Origin of the sequence: Microbacterium sp. MEJ108Y, from assembly GCF_000834175.1 — a bacterium.
GTDB lineage: Bacteria > Actinomycetota > Actinomycetes > Actinomycetales > Microbacteriaceae > Microbacterium > Microbacterium forte.
On record NZ_JXQX01000013.1, the window covers coordinates 58,787 to 76,127 of the forward strand.

The 17,341-nt window shown below is 68.7% G+C and carries 16 protein-coding genes and 1 other RNA gene; 13 read left to right on the forward strand and 4 right to left on the reverse strand.

What is annotated here, in order from left to right:
* The first annotated feature begins 28 nt into the window (after positions 1-28).
* The 12 genes from mpaB (at position 29) to trhO (ending at position 9,667) form a co-directional block, all read left to right on the forward strand.
* Positions 29-1,096 (forward strand): daptide biosynthesis RiPP recognition protein, encoded by a 1,068-nt coding sequence (mpaB, locus tag RU09_RS08650; protein ID WP_042539600.1) that lies wholly within the window; start codon positions 29-31, stop codon positions 1,094-1,096.
* The gene (gene mpaD, locus RU09_RS08655; RefSeq protein ID WP_052492910.1) at positions 1,093-2,376 is read left to right on the forward strand and encodes a daptide-type RiPP biosynthesis aminotransferase; all 1,284 of its coding nucleotides are present in this window, start codon (positions 1,093-1,095) and stop codon (positions 2,374-2,376) included. Before mpaB ends, mpaD begins: the two co-directional genes overlap by 4 nt.
* The gene (gene mpaC, locus RU09_RS08660) at positions 2,366-3,508 is read left to right on the forward strand and encodes a daptide-type RiPP biosynthesis dehydogenase (RefSeq protein ID WP_042539603.1); all 1,143 of its coding nucleotides are present in this window, start codon (positions 2,366-2,368) and stop codon (positions 3,506-3,508) included. Before mpaD ends, mpaC begins: the two co-directional genes overlap by 11 nt.
* A gap of 1 nt (position 3,509) precedes the next feature.
* Entirely contained in the window at positions 3,510-3,644 is a 135-nt protein-coding gene (gene mpaA1, locus RU09_RS19025; protein ID WP_269430325.1) for an MpaA1 family daptide-type RiPP, read from the forward strand.
* 40 nt (positions 3,645-3,684) lie between these two features.
* Positions 3,685-3,810: an MpaA2 family daptide-type RiPP gene (mpaA2, locus tag RU09_RS19030; RefSeq protein WP_258184265.1), complete on the forward strand. Its 126-nt coding sequence runs from the start codon at positions 3,685-3,687 to the stop codon at positions 3,808-3,810.
* Positions 3,811-3,846: 36 nt separating this feature from the next.
* Entirely contained in the window at positions 3,847-3,966 is a 120-nt protein-coding gene (gene mpaA3, locus RU09_RS19045; RefSeq protein ID WP_309690458.1) for an MpaA3 family daptide-type RiPP, read from the forward strand.
* 66 nt (positions 3,967-4,032) lie between these two features.
* Positions 4,033-4,860, forward strand: coding sequence for a daptide-type RiPP biosynthesis methyltransferase (mpaM, locus tag RU09_RS08665; protein WP_042539605.1), 828 nt, complete (start codon positions 4,033-4,035; stop codon positions 4,858-4,860).
* A 28-nt stretch (positions 4,861-4,888) separates the two neighbouring features.
* Entirely contained in the window at positions 4,889-6,544 is a 1,656-nt protein-coding gene (gene mpaP, locus RU09_RS08670; protein WP_042539607.1) for a daptide biosynthesis intramembrane metalloprotease, read from the forward strand.
* A 2-nt stretch (positions 6,545-6,546) separates the two neighbouring features.
* Positions 6,547-7,263, forward strand: a complete 717-nt coding sequence (locus tag RU09_RS08675) for an ATP-binding cassette domain-containing protein (protein ID WP_042539609.1) — start codon at positions 6,547-6,549, stop codon at positions 7,261-7,263.
* Positions 7,260-7,988: a hypothetical protein gene (locus tag RU09_RS08680; protein WP_042539611.1), complete on the forward strand. Its 729-nt coding sequence runs from the start codon at positions 7,260-7,262 to the stop codon at positions 7,986-7,988. Before RU09_RS08675 ends, RU09_RS08680 begins: the two co-directional genes overlap by 4 nt.
* Positions 7,985-8,719, forward strand: a complete 735-nt coding sequence (locus RU09_RS08685) for a hypothetical protein (protein ID WP_042539614.1) — start codon at positions 7,985-7,987, stop codon at positions 8,717-8,719. Before RU09_RS08680 ends, RU09_RS08685 begins: the two co-directional genes overlap by 4 nt.
* Before the next feature lie 57 nt (positions 8,720-8,776).
* Positions 8,777-9,667: an oxygen-dependent tRNA uridine(34) hydroxylase TrhO gene (gene trhO / locus RU09_RS08690; RefSeq protein ID WP_042539616.1), complete on the forward strand. Its 891-nt coding sequence runs from the start codon at positions 8,777-8,779 to the stop codon at positions 9,665-9,667.
* A 40-nt stretch (positions 9,668-9,707) separates the two neighbouring features.
* On the opposite strand, the gene RU09_RS08695 is transcribed toward trhO, so the two are convergent.
* The 4 genes from RU09_RS08695 to RU09_RS08710 form a co-directional block, all read right to left on the reverse strand.
* Entirely contained in the window at positions 9,708-11,963 is a 2,256-nt protein-coding gene (locus RU09_RS08695) for a transglutaminase family protein (RefSeq protein WP_042539618.1), read from the reverse strand.
* Positions 11,950-13,161 (reverse strand): DUF58 domain-containing protein, encoded by a 1,212-nt coding sequence (locus RU09_RS08700; RefSeq protein ID WP_042539620.1) that lies wholly within the window; start codon positions 13,159-13,161, stop codon positions 11,950-11,952. Before RU09_RS08700 ends, RU09_RS08695 begins: the two co-directional genes overlap by 14 nt.
* A gap of 13 nt (positions 13,162-13,174) precedes the next feature.
* Positions 13,175-14,164, reverse strand: a complete 990-nt coding sequence (locus RU09_RS08705; RefSeq protein ID WP_042539622.1) for an AAA family ATPase — start codon at positions 14,162-14,164, stop codon at positions 13,175-13,177.
* A 118-nt stretch (positions 14,165-14,282) separates the two neighbouring features.
* Positions 14,283-17,186: a DEAD/DEAH box helicase family protein gene (locus RU09_RS08710; RefSeq protein WP_042539624.1), complete on the reverse strand. Its 2,904-nt coding sequence runs from the start codon at positions 17,184-17,186 to the stop codon at positions 14,283-14,285.
* A gap of 50 nt (positions 17,187-17,236) precedes the next feature.
* Here RU09_RS08710 and ffs point away from each other — a divergent pair.
* Positions 17,237-17,333: signal recognition particle sRNA small type (gene ffs, locus RU09_RS18270), an RNA gene on the forward strand.
* Positions 17,334-17,341: the final 8 nt, after the last annotated feature.

The following is a 17,341-nucleotide window of genomic DNA, read 5'->3' on the forward strand; positions in this document are numbered from 1 at the left end:
AAAGGCATCCCGATATTTCTGGGGAGAAATGCACATCAGCACGAGTGAGGCATCGCGGAAGAGCCACGAACCGGAGCTCGTCGGGGCACGGGCGCTCCGTGAATGGATCACCGGTGAGCAGGAGCAGTACTCGCGGGTGTTCCTCGTCGAGAGCGGCGCCTCAGCGGAGACAGTCGCCGCGGTGGCCAGCGAAGACGACGCGGTTCTGCTGCACGCGCAGAGCGGCCCCTATGACGGACCGGCCGATGCCATTCGCTTCACGGGTGCGCTGAGTGAGGTCGGTGACGAGCTGTTCTTCGGCGAACGCGGCGTCGAGCTCCAGGACTACGTCGCTGCGGCGTTCGTGCAGATCATCGGACCCACAACGGTGGGCTTCTTCGACGAGACCGGTTGGCAGTCGTTCCTCGACGACGCCGATCTCGCTCGTCGCACGGGAGTCTTCCCGTCGTCATTGATCGACCCGCGGGTGCTGCTCGCGAACCGCCGCGCACTTGCGGCACCGGGCGAACTCGCGACTCCGAGCGCGATCAGGGTGGGCTCGGATGGTCGGATCAGCGTCGGTCTGCAGGGCGAGGTCATCGGCGAGGTCGACGAGCTGGCGACCGTGATCGAGTCCCGCTTCCCTCGGGCTGTGGCGCTAGGAGGCATGGTGCCCAGACAGGCACTCATCGAGGGCCTGACCGGCCGCGGCTGGATCGGTCGCTATCTGCACGCGACGGACCTCATCAAGATGCTCCGCTTGGCGAACGGCGTCGAGAAGATCTCGGGATTCGGGTGGTCGCTCGTCGATGATGCCCGCGCAGACGCCGAACCGTCGGCCTCGGATCCGTTCCTGCTCGAGACCTCAGACGGTTTCGTGCTCGCCGACGTGACGACTTTGCGTCGGCATCTGCTGTCGCCGATGACAGCCAAGGTCGTCGATGCCACTCAGACCTCGAGCACACCTGAGATCGCGGTCGATCGATTGGCTCGGGAGTGCGGCTTGTCCGAGTCTGACGCGAACGTCCTGTGCCGCGACGCTGCCACCGCACTCAACATCCATTTCGGCACACGGGCTCACGCGTCACGCCACACGGCTTCGGGCGGCGAGCGATGAGTGTTCCGCACGCGTTGTGGACGTCGATGCTCCCCGCAGACGCCACCTTCACGCAAGAACGGGTCGCTGTCAGGGCCGCCGGAAATCGCATCGAGTTCGCGGACGGATCCACACGCCTCAGCGCGACGAGCGGACTGTGGAACGTTCCTCTCGGTTTCGGAAATCGTGCGGTCGCTGACGCCGTCAGCAGAGCGACGCACGACGCCTCGTACCTGACCCTGTTCCGCGCACCGCATCGATACGCCGAGGTCGCGGCCGAAGCGCTGATCGAACTCGCCGACCCCAGCCGGTACAGCCGTGTCATCTTCTGCACGTCGGGCGGGGCAGCGAACGACTCCGCGATGAAACTCGCACGGCAGTACTGGGCGCAGCAAGGAGCCGCGTCGCGGTCGCTGGTCGTGGGTCTGAAAGGCAGCTATCACGGCACGATGTACGGCAGCCACGCACTGAGCGGAGACGACCTCCTGCAATCCGTCTACTCCGTCGACCGGAGGTCGGTGCGGCATGTGTCTCACAGCGATGACGGAGAGGAGCTGGAGGCGCTGCTGAAGCGGGAAGGCTCCAGGATCGCGTCAGTGGTCGTGGAGCCCGTCCTGGGCAGCGGCGCGCACCCGTTGTCCGACGCGTTCATATCCCGGATCCTCGACCTGCGAGAGGAATACGGCTTCCTGATCGTCGCGGACGAGGTCGCGACGGGCTTCGGACGCACCGGCACGATGTTCGCCACAGATGAGTGGGCTGCCCCGCCAGACGTGCTCGTTCTGTCGAAAGCGCTGACGAACGGCGCAACGGGCGCCGCTGCGCTGCTGGTGGGCGCTCGCGTGGCGTCCGAGTTCGTGCGCGGCGGCTGGACCTTCGTCCATGGCGAGACGCAGGCGGGGACGCCGGCGTGTGCGGCTGCCATCGTCGCGGTGATCGAAGAGCTGCGCCGTATCGACGTGGAGTCGACCACGCGAGCGCTGGCGTCCGACCTGTGGCGCCTGGCGACTCGGCTGAAGTCCGACGGGGTCGTCGCTGAGGTGACAGGGCGGGGGTGCTTCGTGGGGCTGACCCTTCGCAACCAGGATGCGAGTCAGCTCACCGGCGCCGAGGTTCTCCGTGTCGTGACCGCCATCGCGGAGCACGATGTGCTCGTGCAGCCCGGCCCCAGCGCCATCGAACTGATGCCGGCATACGGGTTCAGCACGACCGAACTTCTCGAGATCGATTCGGCTGTGCGCGCCGGCATCGCGCAGGTGCAGGAGCAGGCGCAGGTGCAGGAGCGTCAGCGTGAGCTCTGAGTTCGCCGGTCGGGTTCCGACGCTCTGGCACGGGCGCGGCATCACGCGGCAGACGACCACGCGGCTCACCGCCGATCGCGAGACCCTCGTGATCGCGGATTCGTCGGTCGCAACACACGTCGTCGACCGTTCGGCCAGAACCATCGAGGTGGACGCTCACTCCATGACCGTCGCAGTTGTCGTCGGGATAGCGCAGGAGATCGCTCGTCGGCCCCCGAGCGTGATCGTGGCCGTCGGCGGCGGGAGCATTCTCGATGCCACCAAGATCGCATCGCTCTCGCTCGCCCCGGGGCGAATCTTCGACTTCGCCGTCGAACGCGCGTCGAGGTCGGCGTTGACATTTCTGCCGGATGCCCCGCCGGCCGTGGAGCTGGTCGCTGTGCCGACGACGCTCGGTACGTCGTCGGAGACGAACAGCGTCGGCATCCTCAAGCACGAAAGCGGTTATCGGCTCATCGTCGGGCGCTCCCTGAGACCCCGACACGCCATCATCGATGCCTGCAATCTGATGACCCTCACGCCGGCCTCGGTCAGGGAGGGCGCACTCGAGGCGTTCCTCCGTCTCGCAGGCGCATCCACGAGCTCACGGCGAAGCGCCAGGGGGCGACGCGACGCGGTCGTGATCGGAGGCGCCCTTCTCGAAACGGCCTCCGGCGAGGTGAATGCCGCCGCCTCACGCCTGCGCCTCGCCCGTCTGAGCGCGGCGACCCAGCGCAGCGGGGCGCTGAGAGGGCAGGATCCCTACAGCGCCCGCCACTGGTATGTGGCCAACGAAGTCGCCTTCGCTCTGGAGGTTCGCAAGATGGTCGCCACGGTTGCGGTCATCGCGGCGGTCTGGCGTCGAGTGTGCTCGGGAGACCCGCGGTGGGGAGATCGCGAGAGCCTCGAAGAGTTCTGGACGGGTGTAGCCGGGCGGGTGGCACTGCCCCTCGACCCCCCAGCGGGTATCGCCGCGCTCATCGACCGCTGGGGGATCCCGACTCCGCCACGGCCCACCGCCCAGACGATCCATCGCATTTCCGCCGCCGCGGAAACGGCGTGGGGAAACCGCTACCCGATGCTCGCGGGGCTCTTCGCGGACGACTTCTGCGATCTGCTCCGTGATTCCTACTGGAGTGAAGGAGGTGAATGAGATGAACGAAAGCGTGCACACGCGTGTGCAGTTCCAAGAGCTGGAGGGAATGGATGCCCCCAGTTGGGAGAGCTTCTATCAGGGCGCGATCAGTGCGCTGGTGCTGATCGGGATCGGCGCTGCCGCCGCGACGTGATCCGGTCGAGCAGACAAGACGAAAGGGGAGGGAGGTGAGTATGCACGCAGCAATGCCGACCCTCGAGTTCACCGAACTGGAGGCCATGGAGGCGCCGGATGACGCCCTTGATTGGACCCGCGGATTCGCCGTCGGCGTGATCATCGGAATCATCGCGCTGACATAGAAACCGCCTTCGCAAGGCATACCGAGGAGGTAGTAGATGCAGACGGAGTCGCTCGAGTTCGTGGAGCTCGACCACATCGATGCACCACTCGAATGGTGGGAGCACGCGAGCTACATCATCGCCATCATCGGCGGTGCGGCAGCGATCGCGACCTGACCGAAGGGGTGCGGGTGGGTTCGACGCGCCCGCACCCCGTTTTCCCCGCTGAGAGGTGATGCGTGAATGTCCAGTTCTCTTACTGAAGCCGTAGTGGCGAGGCTCCGCACGGTCGGAGCGGTGCCCAAGGAGCAGGATCTGTATTCGGGTGCCGGCACTGATTTCTACGACCGGCTGGTCGGGTCCGACCGTGCGGAGATCAGAGAGATGCTCGCGCTCGCGAGAGGAACCGAAGGACCGATCCTCGATGTGGCGGCGGGGAGCGGGAGGTTGACCGTCCCGCTGGTCAGATCGGGCAAGCGGGTGACCGCGATCGATCTTTCCGACGAAATGCTCTCCCGTCTGCGTCGAACGCTGCCGGACCACGCGATGCTCGAGTGCGTCGTCGCGGACATGCGCGACTTCTCGCTGCCGCAGCAGTTCGGGCTCGTGATCATCGGAGCGACCTCCATCACGTTGCTCGATCGTGTGGGGAGGTCCCTCCTCTACGCCACTGTGCGACGCCACCTCACAGCTCACGGCGTCTTCGCCTTCACGGTTGCCGGAGACGCCTCCGCGGAGAGCTTCTCAGTGTCGACAGACTGTGAGATCGAGGTCCCCTGTCCTGACGGCGCGGAGACCTATGTGTTCTCTCAGCAGGTGGAAGAGGATGGCGCGGCGCGCATCGTCAACTGGGTTCGCGTCGCCGACCTGGTGGAGGGCGGCGACGTGACAGTTCTCACGAGCCGCCTGAGAGTGCTCGACCACGAGATCCTCTCGCGAGAGCTCGTTCACGCGGGGTTCGCCGTTCCGGCCGTCTCTCCCGTTCGGACGCTCGGTGGAGAGGACATCGTTCTGCTCACCACGACATTCGCGGGACAATCGGGGGCGAGGGATGACGATGCCTCCCGGTAGCCTCCCTCGACGCCGACAGTCTCACTCGGTGGAAGACGCGCTCAGTGCCGACGCGCGCCCTCGCCTCGCCTCCGGCGTCGACTTCGAACAGGCGGCCGAAGACGGGACGTGGATCGCGATGATCCACGGTGTGCCGTCATCGAGGGTCTCTCGAGCGGTCGTCGACCTGATGCGAGCGATGAACGGCGAAACGCCGCTGCAGGATCTGCACCGGCGCTTCGCCCCTTCCGAGTCGTGGGAGCGCTTTCTGCAATTGGCCCAGCGCTTCCACACCTGTGGGCTCCTCGAGGGCGGCGAGAAGCTCCCACCCGGCCGCCTGGTCTATCGGCCCCCATTCACTCTGCAGATCGCGACGCTTCGCGCACCCGCCATCTTCGGTCGTCTGGACCGACTGATCGTCCCGCTCCCACGCCGAGCGATGCAGGTGTCCGCTGCGGTGCTGATCTGTCTGGGACTTCTCGCCGCAGCTGCTCAGGCGGAGGAGCTGTGGGGCGCCCTCACCTCGCCGGTGCCGCTCGTCGCACTGGTGTATCTCGTCGGAGCGCTCTCTCTCATGACCCTGCTCCACGAGAGCGCCCACGGACTCACGCTCACGAGGTTCGGGGGCAGACCGCGCCGGGCGGGCTTCATGCTCTTCTACCTGAGTCCCGCGTTCTTTGTGGACGTGACGGACGGATGGCGGCTCCCCGAACGCCGCCAGCGCGTCGCGATCGCGCTGGCAGGGCCTGCAGTGCACGCTGTCGTCGGCGCGATCGCGCTTCTCGCGGCGCTGATGCTTCGCCACCCCTTGATCCACCAGGCTGTGCTGCTCCTCGCCGTCTCCTGCGGCGCCATCGTTCTCCTGAATCTGATCCCCTTCGTGCGATTCGACGGGTACATCGCGCTCATGAGCGCTCTGGACGAGCCGAACCTCCGGGGTCGCGCGATCCTCGACGGCTCGAACTTCCTGACCGGTCTGCTGTTCGGAGCTCAGCGGATGACCAAGACCCTGAACACGTGGTGGAGTGTGCCGTTCGGTCTCGCGAGTCTCGTCACCCCGGTCGTGCTGGTGGTCTTCGCCGTCGCACGCATAGCTCGAGCGCTTGCCGGCGGTGGACCGGTCCTCGGCGTGCTCGTCGTCGCGCTCGAGGCCGTCGTCGCGCTCGCCGGCGTCGTGCTTCTCAGCAAGGCCCTTCGTCGCGTGCTGCGGTCGGGTGTCGCGCGGCTCCGTTTCTGTTCCGTCGTCACCGCACTGGTCGCGGGCATCGTGATCGCCGGGGCCGTGATTCCGGTGCCGGTGACAGCCACGTTCGGATTCGTCGCACACGGCGACCGTGTGATCCTTCTGCATGCCGGCGACACAGCAGCGGCAGTCGAGACAGACGTGCCTGAGGGTGCGCGTGTGGTCCTGATGAGCAACGGCATCCTCGCGAATGAGCAGGTCGGCGAAGGAACTGTCATTTCGCGGGAGCCGGAACCGACGAGGGTGCCGCTCGAGGCGCTGTTCCCGATCACGGCGGACGGTGCGACGGTCGCCGCAGTGATCATCGCCGGGGTGGACGTGATCGAGGAGAGCCGCTCCCTGCCTGCGACCGGGCAGGCGCGAGTCGAACTCGGTGTGAGAAGTCTGTGGCAGACGCTCTGGGTGACCGGTGTGGAGATGCCGCTGTCATCTCTTCAGAGCGGAGAGGTGGGAAAGGAATGAGCATGAACGACCACGCGATCGAGGTTCGAGGACTCACGAAGAAGTACGGAGATCGGGCCGCAGTCGAAGAGCTGTCGTTCGCCGTGCCGTACGGGTCGATCGTGGGTCTTCTGGGGCCGAATGGCGCAGGCAAATCGACGACGCTGCGAACGATCGTCGGCCTGCTGAAGCCGACGATGGGCGACAGCCTCATCGACGGCAGGCCGTTCTCGGAGCTCGACAACCCCGCGTCTCACGTCGGCGTCCACATGGACGGCTTCGGATTCGAGGGCGGCATCACGGCCAGGCGGCATCTGGAGATCTGCCGGCTCGCGGCCGGGGCGCCTCATGGCCGAGTCGACGAGGTGCTCGAGGAGGTCGGTCTCGCGGCAGATGCCCGTCGTCGCGTGAAGACCTTCTCGACCGGGATGACCCAGCGACTCGGGCTGGCTGCTGCCCTCATCGGCGCGCCACGGACACTCATCCTGGACGAGCCGGCCAACGGGCTCGATCCCGACGGCATCCGCTGGCTCCGCAGATTCCTGCGCGGCTATTCGGAACGCGGCGGCACCGTCCTGATCGCCAGCCACCAGCTCGCTGAGCTCGAGCAGGTCGTCGACGAGGTCGTCGTCATCAAACGGCGCGCGCTCTTCGCCGGGAGGCTCGGCGACCTCGTGACGAGCGACGCCGACTCGCTCGAGAGCAAGTACTTCGATCTCGTTGAAGGAGCATCCGCATGAAGGACACCGTCCGAAGCGAAGCCCTGCGCTCGGTGAGCGGGTCGTCCATCCTGGCGGTCTACCTGGTGGCCGTCCTGATGCCCGTCTTCGTGCTGTTCTCGGACGGTTCGCGCTTCGACCTCGCCGGCCTCGCTCCTGCGACGGCCACCGCCCTGCTTCTGGAGCCGCTCGCCTGGTCGGCCATCTCCGCGGCGTTCGTCGGCGCCTACGGCGTCACCCGCGAGTGCTACTACGGCTCGATGGACAGAACGCTCACCGGGGTCGGGTTCGCTCGTGCCTTCTCGGGGAAGATCGTCGCCGGTGCCGTCGTCGCGGTCGCGCTGTCGCTCTGCATCTTCGTGGTCTGGACGGTGGGCGTCTCCGTCTTCCTGGCTCGGAACGGATCGACGCTCGCGCTCACCGGCAGCGCGTGGCGCATCTACGCGGGTGCGCTCGTCGGGGTGGTTCTCGGCGCATCCATCGGTGGGGCCATCGGCTGGATCACCAGGAACTACTACGTGACCGCAGCGATCATCCTCGTCCTTCCCATGGTCGTGGAGTTCGCCCTGCTGCGCACTGCGCCGGAGCTGGCGAAGTTCTCGCCCGGGCTGGTTCTGGCCGCGCTGGGCGTTCCCGGATACCAGGACCGACTGCTCGAGTTCGGTCCCGCCCTCTGCCTCGCGCTCGCGTGGGCTGTCGTGCTGGTCGCCGCAGCATGGGGCATGGGGCGAAGGAAGGTCGCGTGATCGGCCAGGCCCTCCGAGCTCACGCCCGCGGCTTCGCGCGCGATGTCGTGCTGTTCTGGGTGACGGTGGCAGGGCTCGTGCTGTCGCTTTCGGTGGCGACGAACATCCCGCCGGAACTCGCGGATGCACCGTCTGACGTCCGAGCCGCTTTCGCGGCGCCGTACGAAGCGGTGCTCGCGACCTATGGAGCAGTTCTCGCGGCCGCCTACGGTTCTTTCCGATACACCGTCGACAGGAGAGACGGTGTCGTCGCTCAGCGTCTGATGCTGCAGCCTCGGTGGGCGACTCTTCTCGTCAGGGTGCCTGCCTCCGCCGTCGGCGGAGCGATCGTGGCTCTCGCTGGAGCCGTCGGCGGACACACAGCGCTGTGGGTGGCCATGGGCGGTCTCCCGCTGGAGTGGTCCTCGCTCGGATCGACCCTGGGTCTCGGCGCACTGGCCGGACTCTGGGGGCTGGGGGTGGGAATCGTCGTGCAGGCTCATCTCGTCGCGCTGTTCGTTGCTCCGATGTCCATGAGCGTGGCGGTTCTCGTGGTGATCTTCTGGAGATCCGGCGCTGTCTACCTCCCTCTCCTCGCGATGCTCGAAGCCTTGCGGTTCGATGTCTCCGCGCTCGGCATCCTGCCGGACGAGGGGATCGACAGCCAGACGGCTGGGCTGGTCACGGCCGCCTGGGTGCTGGGGGCGCTGGTCGCTGCGGGGCTGTCGTTCATGAACCGCGATGTGAAGTAGCAGTCTCGAGCCGCCCTGCGAGGGCGGGCGGTCAGGTGGCCGACGTAAAATCGCCGGGTGGCAACACCCAAGATCGTTCTCTTCTATGTCTTCACTCCGCTCGCCGATCCGGACGCGATCCGGGTGTGGCAGCGCGACCTCGGCGAAGCGCTCGGGCTGCGTGGCCGGCTCCTGATCTCGAAGGACGGAGTCAACGGCACTCTCGGCGGTGACCTGCCGGCGCTCAAGAAATGGGCGCGTTCGTTCCGGTCCTACGCTCCGTTCTCGGACGCGGACATCAAGTGGAGCGAGGGCACCGGCGTCGACGCCGATGGTCGCAGTCTCGACTTTCCCAAGCTGAGCGTCAAAGTGCGCGACGAGATCGTGTCGTTCGGAGCGCCGGGCGAGCTGCGCGTCGATGAGCAGGGCGTCGTCGGCGGCGGCACCCGACTCACCCCTGAGGAACTGCACGACCTGGTGGGCGAGCGGGGCGACGACGTCGTCTTCTTCGACGGCCGCAACGCGCTCGAAGCGCAGATCGGCCGCTTCCGGGGAGCCGTCGTTCCCGACACGGAGACCACACGCGACTTCGTGCAGCTGCTCGACTCCGGTGCTTTCGACGACCTCAAGGGCAAGCCGGTCGTCACCTACTGCACAGGCGGCATCCGCTGTGAGGTGCTCTCCAGCCTGATGACCGCGCGCGGATTCGGCGAGGTGTACCAGCTCGAAGGCGGCATCGTCCGCTACGGCGAGCAGTACGGCGACGACGGCCTGTGGGAGGGCTCGCTCTACGTGTTCGACAAGCGCGGATCCGTCGACTTCACGGATCACGCGGCCGTCATCGGCGAGTGCGCCGGCTGCGGCACGGCGACCAAGCGCACGGCGAACTGCCCCGATCTCGCGTGCCGCACCCAGTTCGTGGTCTGCGAATCGTGCGACACCGTGCGCTGCGACCTGCACGCGGCCTGATCTCATCGCGTGCACCCTCGCCGGGCCGCGACGCGCGAGCTCAGGTGAGCAGCGGCAAGTCGGTGCGTCGGCTCGCGAAGAGCGATCGCGGAAGCAGGAACGCGTGCAGTCTCGTCCACCTGTCGACACTGCGGCGCAGCTGAGCCGTCACCTCGACGAGAGCCGCGTCGAGATCTCGCGTCGCGCTGGCCGAGGGGCGCGCGTAGCTGGCGTGCTCGACCGCGTCGACGAGCACCCGCATGGTGTCGGCATCCACCCGGCTGTCCCTGATGAGATCGTCGCCGCGCATGCGCGGCGTCTCGGCATCCGACAGCGGCAGGCGGAGATCCTGCATGGTCGCCCGGAGTTCGGTCCAGGCCGCCCCTGCGTCACCGCCTCGTGCGCGTCCACGCCGGGCGATGCGCAGTGCGAGACGAGCGAATGCGGGCAGCAGCAGCACCACCAGCACGCCGAGCGTCGTCAGCACGACAGGGGTCGGGTCCAGTCGCCGGAGCTCTCCGGTCGCCCCGGCGTTGTCGCCCGCGTCTTCACGCTCGAGCTCGGGCCCCGACGTCTGCTCGGTGCTGGGGGCGGCGGTCGGAGCCGGTGTGGCAGCACCGCCCGAACCGCCGCCTGCGGTCGCCGCGGCGGAGAAGGACGTGGGCACCCCGAGCGAGGCGGTCGGCTCGAAGGGCACCCATCCGACGCCGGGGAAGAGGACCTCGGGCCACGAGTGCAGCTGGTCGCTGGAGACCGAGTACACGGCTTCGTCGCCGCGCGTGGTCTCGGTCAGGGCGCCGGGCAGGTAGCCGACGACGATGCGCACCTCCATGTCGAGGCTCTCCGCCATGAGCGCGAACGCGCCGGCGAAGTGGATGCAGTACCCCGACTTCACATCGAGGAACCGCGCGACCGCGTCCGCGCCGGTGCCGTCGAAACCCTCATCGACCGGGGTCTCCAGGGAGTAGGAGAACTGACTGCGGAACCACGACTGCAACGCGATCAGCCGGTCGTAGTCGTTCGTGGCGTCAGCGGTGACGCCTGCCGCCGTCTCGCCGATGACCTCAGGCAGCTCGACGGGCTCCGTGCCGGGATCGACGATCGGTGCAGCGGCGGGCAGCGCGCGAATCTGCTCGAGAGTCGGCGACACCTCGAGCGACCGCACCGTGTAGTCGTTGCCCACGGCATCCGCGCTGCGAGATGCCAGAGTTCGGTTCTCCGGGCTCACCCTCCAGGTCGAGGGGAGACCCTGCACGCTCGTGGCGGGGTAGGGCACCGGAAGCCAGGAACTCGACATCCGGATCACCCTGATGGAGGTGTTCTGGTCGGTGGTCGCGATGTCGTCCGTCCACTCGGCGGGGCCGAACCCCTCGCTCTGCGCCTGCAGGTCGCCGCGATCCGGCTCCCACACACGTCCGTTGAACGTCGACAGCGTCGTGAGTCGCAGGTAGGGCGCCGTGTCCGCCGTCGTCGCCAACGTGAGCACCTCGACCGGGTTCGGCTGGCGCAGGTCATCGCCGAGCCGCAGTGACGCATCGACCGTGACGCCCGTGCCTGTGCCCGCGAGGCTCGCCGACACCGGCAGGACCGGTGCGACGATCACGGTCGCCGCGAGCGCCGCGACGCCGACGCCCGCGGCCACCGCCACCGATGTGCGTCGGGGCGATTCGGGGTTCTGAGCCGCCGTGTACCCCAGCAGGGCGAGGATCAGGATGCCGAGAATCACGAACCAGACGACGTTGACTCCGCCGAGGGTGACGATCATGGGCACGGATCCGACGACGGCCGTGAGAAGGCTGGCGAGGATCGCTCCGCGCTGCGCGACCAACTGGTCGAGCAGGATGGCGACGATGCCGAAGCCCACGCCCATCACGGCTTCGAGCCCGGGGGAGGCGGCGATCGGCGCAGAGCCGAACGTGATCTCCTCCCACGCCGCGGCCGCGAGCGCCTGGAATGTGAAGAAGGTCGCGTCGGTGGGGAAGAGGCCGAAGACCGCGGTGTCGCCGGCGACGAGCAGGGTCACGGTGCCCATCACCGCCACGATCTGCACGGCGATGGTGACGAGGTCGCGCGCCCAGGTCGGACGGCCGCGCATCAGAGTGCGCGACGCCATGCCGGTCAGCGCGGTGACGACGACCACCGCCAGGACCGCGAACGACCACGTGCCGGGCTCGATGACCGACGTGAACGGCCACATCGCGACGAGCCCTGCGGCCGCGGCCAGCACCGACGGCACGACCGTGCCGGCGGGCAGCTCGTGTTCGCGGTGCCACGAGAGGCGGGATCCGCGCTCGGCCTTTCGCTCAGCTCGTGACATCGGTCGCTCCCCGCTGCTCGGCGGGGCCGCCGATGCGGTCGGGCAGCACGTCTTCCCACGCCTCTGCGACATCGTCGCCCAGTCGCGCGAAACGCCAGCCGTGCTGCTCGGCTGCCGCTGCAGCACCGCGCTGCGGCGCGGTCGCGAACAGCATCGGGGCCGCGGCGCCGGAGGGGCGCAGCAGGGCGGCATCCTCTTCGTCGATCTCGCCTGTGATGTAGACGAGCGGGCCGGGAGGGGTGCCGCCGACCAGGGTCATGATGTCGCGTGCGTCCCCGCGCGGGCCGACCAGCGCGAGGGCGACGAGCAGACCGTCGCGGTCGTCTTCGTGACCGCGCAGGGTGCCCAGGAGCGTGCCGCTGCTGTCGATCACGTCGACGCCGTATCCCTCCTGCACGAGGTGCACGGCGACGGAGGCGCACATCGACACGGCGGTCTCGAACGCTCGATCCTCGTCGTCACCCGGGCGCGCCCAGCGCGCCGCGCTTCGGTCAAGGATCACGAGCGCGTCGGGGCTCGACTCCTCCTCTTCCTGGCGCACCATCAGCTGCCCGCGGTGCGCGGTCGCCCTCCAATGGATGCGACGCATCGAGTCGCCGGGAATGTAGCGGCGCGGCGACAGATTGTCGCTGCCCTGCCCGAGTCGGCTCGACGAGGTGTGCGCTGTGCCGCCGGCGGCGCCGACCTTGACGGTCAGCGGCGCGAGTGTGAACACCTCGGGCACGACCGTCACGGAGCGGGTCTCGCCGAATGCCTGCTCGCGCTGGGCGAGGCCGAACGGGTCGACCGTTCGCAGCACCAGTGGACCGATCGGCCATACACCGCGCCGCACACCGGTGATCAGGTAGCTCAGCTGGCCGGTCTCCGACGGGTACTCGCCGGCCGAATCGCCGGTGACCGCGGGCGGGAGCACATCGCGCCAGAGACCTCGCGGCACGCGCAGGGCGCGCAGAGTGAAGCGCAGCGTGACGCGAGAGGTCTCCGAGACCGTCAGCAGGTCGGTCGAGATCTGACGAGTGACCGTGCCCGCACGGCGCGGCACCCGCACGACGAGCACCGAGAAGGCGGTGAGCGCGAGCAGGAGGACGCCGATGTAGAGCAGGATCGGCGCGCCGACCATGTTCGCCGCTATCAGGCAGCCGAGACCGGAGAGGAGCGCACCCGTGCCCCGAAGGGTGAGGGTTCGACGGTGTGGCATGGCGAGCTGAGGGTCAGGAGCGCGCCGTCACGGGCACCCGCACGCGCTCGACGATCTGTCGCAGGGCCGCTTCCACGGGCTGGGCGCCCGCACGGTGCGCCCCGCGGGCCGGAAGAAGACGGTGCGCGAGAACAGGGACGATCAGCGCCGTCACGTCGTCGGGGATCACGAAGTCGCGTCCATCGAGCGCCGCCCAGACCTTCGCGGCCCGGATCAGCTGCAGGGTCGCCCTCGGACTCGCGCCGAGGTGCAGGTTGGGGTCGGCGCGGGTCGCCTGGGCGAGAGCGACCGTGTACTCCTCGAGTGCCGGGGCGACGTGCACCGAGCGAGCCCAGGCGATCAGCCCCGAGACCGACCCCGCGTTCGCGACGGCTCGCACCGCGGCGAGCGGGTTCACCGTGTCGCGCTGGCGGAGCATGAGGGCTTCGGCCGCCGCGTCGGGGTAGCCCATCGAGATGCGCATCATGAAGCGGTCGCGTTGAGCTTCGGGCAGCGCGTAGGTGCCCTCCATCTCGAGAGGATTCTGCGTCGCCACGACCAGGAAGGGGTTGGGAAGCATGTGCGTCGATCCGTCGACGGTCACCTGCCCCTCTTCCATGGCTTCGAGCAGCGCGGACTGCGTCTTCGGAGAAGAGCGGTTGATCTCGTCGGCGATCACGATGTGCGCGAACACCGCGCCGCGCTTGAACTCGAACTCCCGGTCGACGGGGTTGTAGACGCTCACGCCCGTCACATCACCGGGGAGGAGGTCGGGGGTGAACTGGATGCGGCGCACGGTGGCATCCACGCTCGCGGCCAGCGCGCGCGCCAGCACCGTCTTGCCGACTCCCGGTACGTCTTCGATCAGCAGGTGGCCCTCGGCGAGCAGGCACACGAGAGCGCTCCGCACGGCATCCGGCTTTCCGTCGATGACCCGTCCGACAGACTCGACGATGGCAGACGTCTGCGCGGCGAACTGCTCGGCATCGACGACGGCCGGGGTCAGGGGCGGGTTCTCTGGCATGCGTTCCCTCTCGCGTGGGCGCTGCGGTGCGCGTGATCTGATCGTAACCCGGCTGTCTACGGATGGGGTGGGAACCGTGCTCCGGGTCCGGGGCGCGGTGCGGTCCGCGACGCGACCGTCAGCCCCAGACGCGGGCGCGGGGCTCCGCGGCGTCGAGTCGATCGTCGGCGCTGCGGGCGATCCGCAGCAGCGCGAGCCCCTGGACTCCGGTGAGCTCGTGCAGCGTGCAGGTGCCGATCAGCGCCTGCCAGTGCTCGCGGAAGCGTTCGGCGTCACCGCGACGGCGAGCGATCAGCCGAGGCGCCGCCAGCAGAGTGCGTCCGGGCGAGAGGCGATCGGCGAGCCGCTCGAGCAACCGCAGCCGTGGCAGGCCGGCGGCGTCGATGCGCAGCAGGAAACGCGGAGTGCGCACCGGCGCGAACAGCTCCTCCACGGCGTCTGCGATCACGCGCGCGTCGTGGGCTGAGCCTCCCAGTTCGATGCGGATCCGGGTCGAATCCGCGTCGTCCGGTCGGGCCACGATCATGGCGTCGTCAACGGGGCCGATCCGGCCCGCGTCGTGCAGGGTGCGGGCGACGGCGATCGCTGCCGCCCGGTAGATCCCGGCGGGCCGCCGACGGTCGCGCAGCAGCCGGGCGAGCATCCGCAGCGATGAGACGGCGGCAGCGGCGGCGCCACCGCCGAGCGCGAGCGCGGCCCACAGCAGCGGGGCGACATCGACTCCCGACGCGATGAGCACGCCGACGAGCCCGCCGACTCCGGCCGTTCCGGCGACGAAGGATCCCACCGCGCCGGCACCCGCTGCCTGCGCAGTGCGCAGCAGCGGTGCGCGCGGGGCGCGACGCACCGCCACGACCTCACGTTCGCGCGGTTCATATCGCTCGCCGATCCGCCACTCGCTCCTGGTGCTGCTCCGGGTCGGCCACTGTTCGCGCAGCAGTGCGTCGAGATCGCCGATGGAGGTGGACGTGTCCTTGTCGAGTACTCGCTCCCATGCCTCGGCGACCGCGGTGGGGAGCGCGTGGCCGAGTCCGCTCACGATCCGACCGTCGCCGTCGGCGCTCAGACCCCACAGGTGCGAATGACGGCGGCGCAGTCGAGCCGGTTCAGACGAGTCGTCGAGGTCGACATCCGAGGGGATCAGGCAGACGACCGACCAGTTGTGCGCGACCTTCTCCGGCCAGTCCGGATCCAGCCGCAGGGTGCGGCCCCGAAGCTGCTGTGTGCCCGATGAGGTGGCCACGGTCGTGAGGTCGATCAGGGTGTTGACGGCCGGGCAGTCCCAGCCTTCGCCCAGAAGTCCGCGGGTGCCGACGAGCAGCCGTACGTCGCCTCGGCGGATCAGTTCCGACACCGCGCCGACGAGACGTCCGCTTCCGACGCCCCGCACCTCGAGATCGCGCACGGGCCCGATGCCCGCGGCGACTTCGACGTGTTCGCCGATCAGCTCGGCCAGCGCCCGGGCGAGGTCGACCGCATCGTCGGCGCGGACGCGCAGGTGCCCGGAGGTGAGCAGCACGGGCCGGAGCGCCGCGGTGGCGTCGTCGACGGCGAGCAGATCGAAAGTGCGCAGTGCCCCGGCCGGTGCGTCGCCGGACAGACCTCGGTTGTTGCCGTGCTCGACGAAGTCGGTGACGACGACTGCGCGGACGCGGTCGCCGTCGTCGCCGTCGAGCTCTCGGCGGAGGATCTCGACGGCCGCATGATCCTTCGCCGCCGAGAATGCCAGGGTGCTCTCGACCGGGTTGCGGCCGCGACGGATACCGCGGTCGGTGAGGGAATAGCCGAAGTCGGCCAGAGAGCGTCGGACGTACTCCCACTGTCGCGCGGCGGCGGGGTCCGACAGCAGTCGCACCTGGGCGAAGCGCGAGAGCACCGTGAGCAGGTCGTCGGTGGTGCAGCGCTCGAGCAGCACCGGCGGGATCGCGGCGACGAGCGGATGCTGTGGCGCGACCTCGCGCAGCACGACAGCGCAGGATCGTGTGAGGGGGAAGTCTGCAGAGAACGCACGGTCGAGGCGTGTGAGCGGCGTTCCCTCGCCGTCGGAGTCCTCTGCCGGTTGCAGCTGATGCTCCAGGTACGACACCGCGTCGGGCGTCGACAGCACCCGGGTGATCATCTCGTGCAGCAGGGCCTCGTGACGACGGATGAATCCGGCCTCTGCGGGCGTGGGCTCGGTGAACATCACGTGGTCGCGATAGGGGGCCAGATGGCCCTCCTTCACCACGGCGGGGGTCGGCACCTCGTAGTCGACCTCGCCGAGCAGCTGGCTGTAGTTCTCGAACTCGGTCTCGTCGTCGGGAGAGGGAAGGGTCGCGGTCAGGCCGATCAGCAGCGGTTCGACGCCGCTCTCGCGGATGCGACCGGCGAGGTACGCGACCACGATGGCCCAGTGATCGAGAAGGTGATGGCATTCGTCGAGCACGACCGTGCGCACACCCGCGGCCACGAGACGATCGATCAGGGCGAGGGCGTTCGGATGCAGCACGCGGGCGAGGTCGGCGGGCCGTCGCCTCGCGAAGTGCGAGCGCAGGCGCCGGGAGCGGGTGCGGATGCCGGAGCGGTACCTCCCCGGATTGTCGATCGCCAGTTCGGCGAGCCACGTCGCCGCGTCCGCCTCCATGCGCCCGCTCGCCGTGAGCTCCTCCACCCACACCGAGCGCGCGAGGTCGTCGAACGGCGAGCCGTCTCCGGTGACGCTGAGCAGCTGATAGGTCAGTGCCGTCAGATCGCCGATCCGCGCGGGGTCGTGCGAGACGGCCGCGGCCTGCGGTGCCAGCGCCCCAGCGGTGCGCACCCACTGCTGGCGGATCGTCACCGTGGGCGAGAGCACGAGGGTGCGATGGCCTTCGCGTGCGGCGAGCAGCAGGCCGAGCAGGGTCTTCCCGGAGCCGGGCGGGGCGACGATGTGCAGCGGACCCGCTCCTCCCGGTGCGAGACGCTCGAGGACCTCGGCCTGGTAGGTGCGAAGTGTGCCCGGAAAGCGCCACGTCGACAGGGGAGTGGCGGTGACGGGATCCATGACCTGCCCAGTCTGTCAAAGAGCGGGTGCCGACATCGGCTAGACTTGTCGACGGCTCTCCGCGTGGCGGCATCCAGGCCAATTCCCCCAGGGCGGAAACGCAGCAAGGGTAACCGGGCTCTGCTGGGTGCGCGGAGGGTCACTTTCTTTTTGTC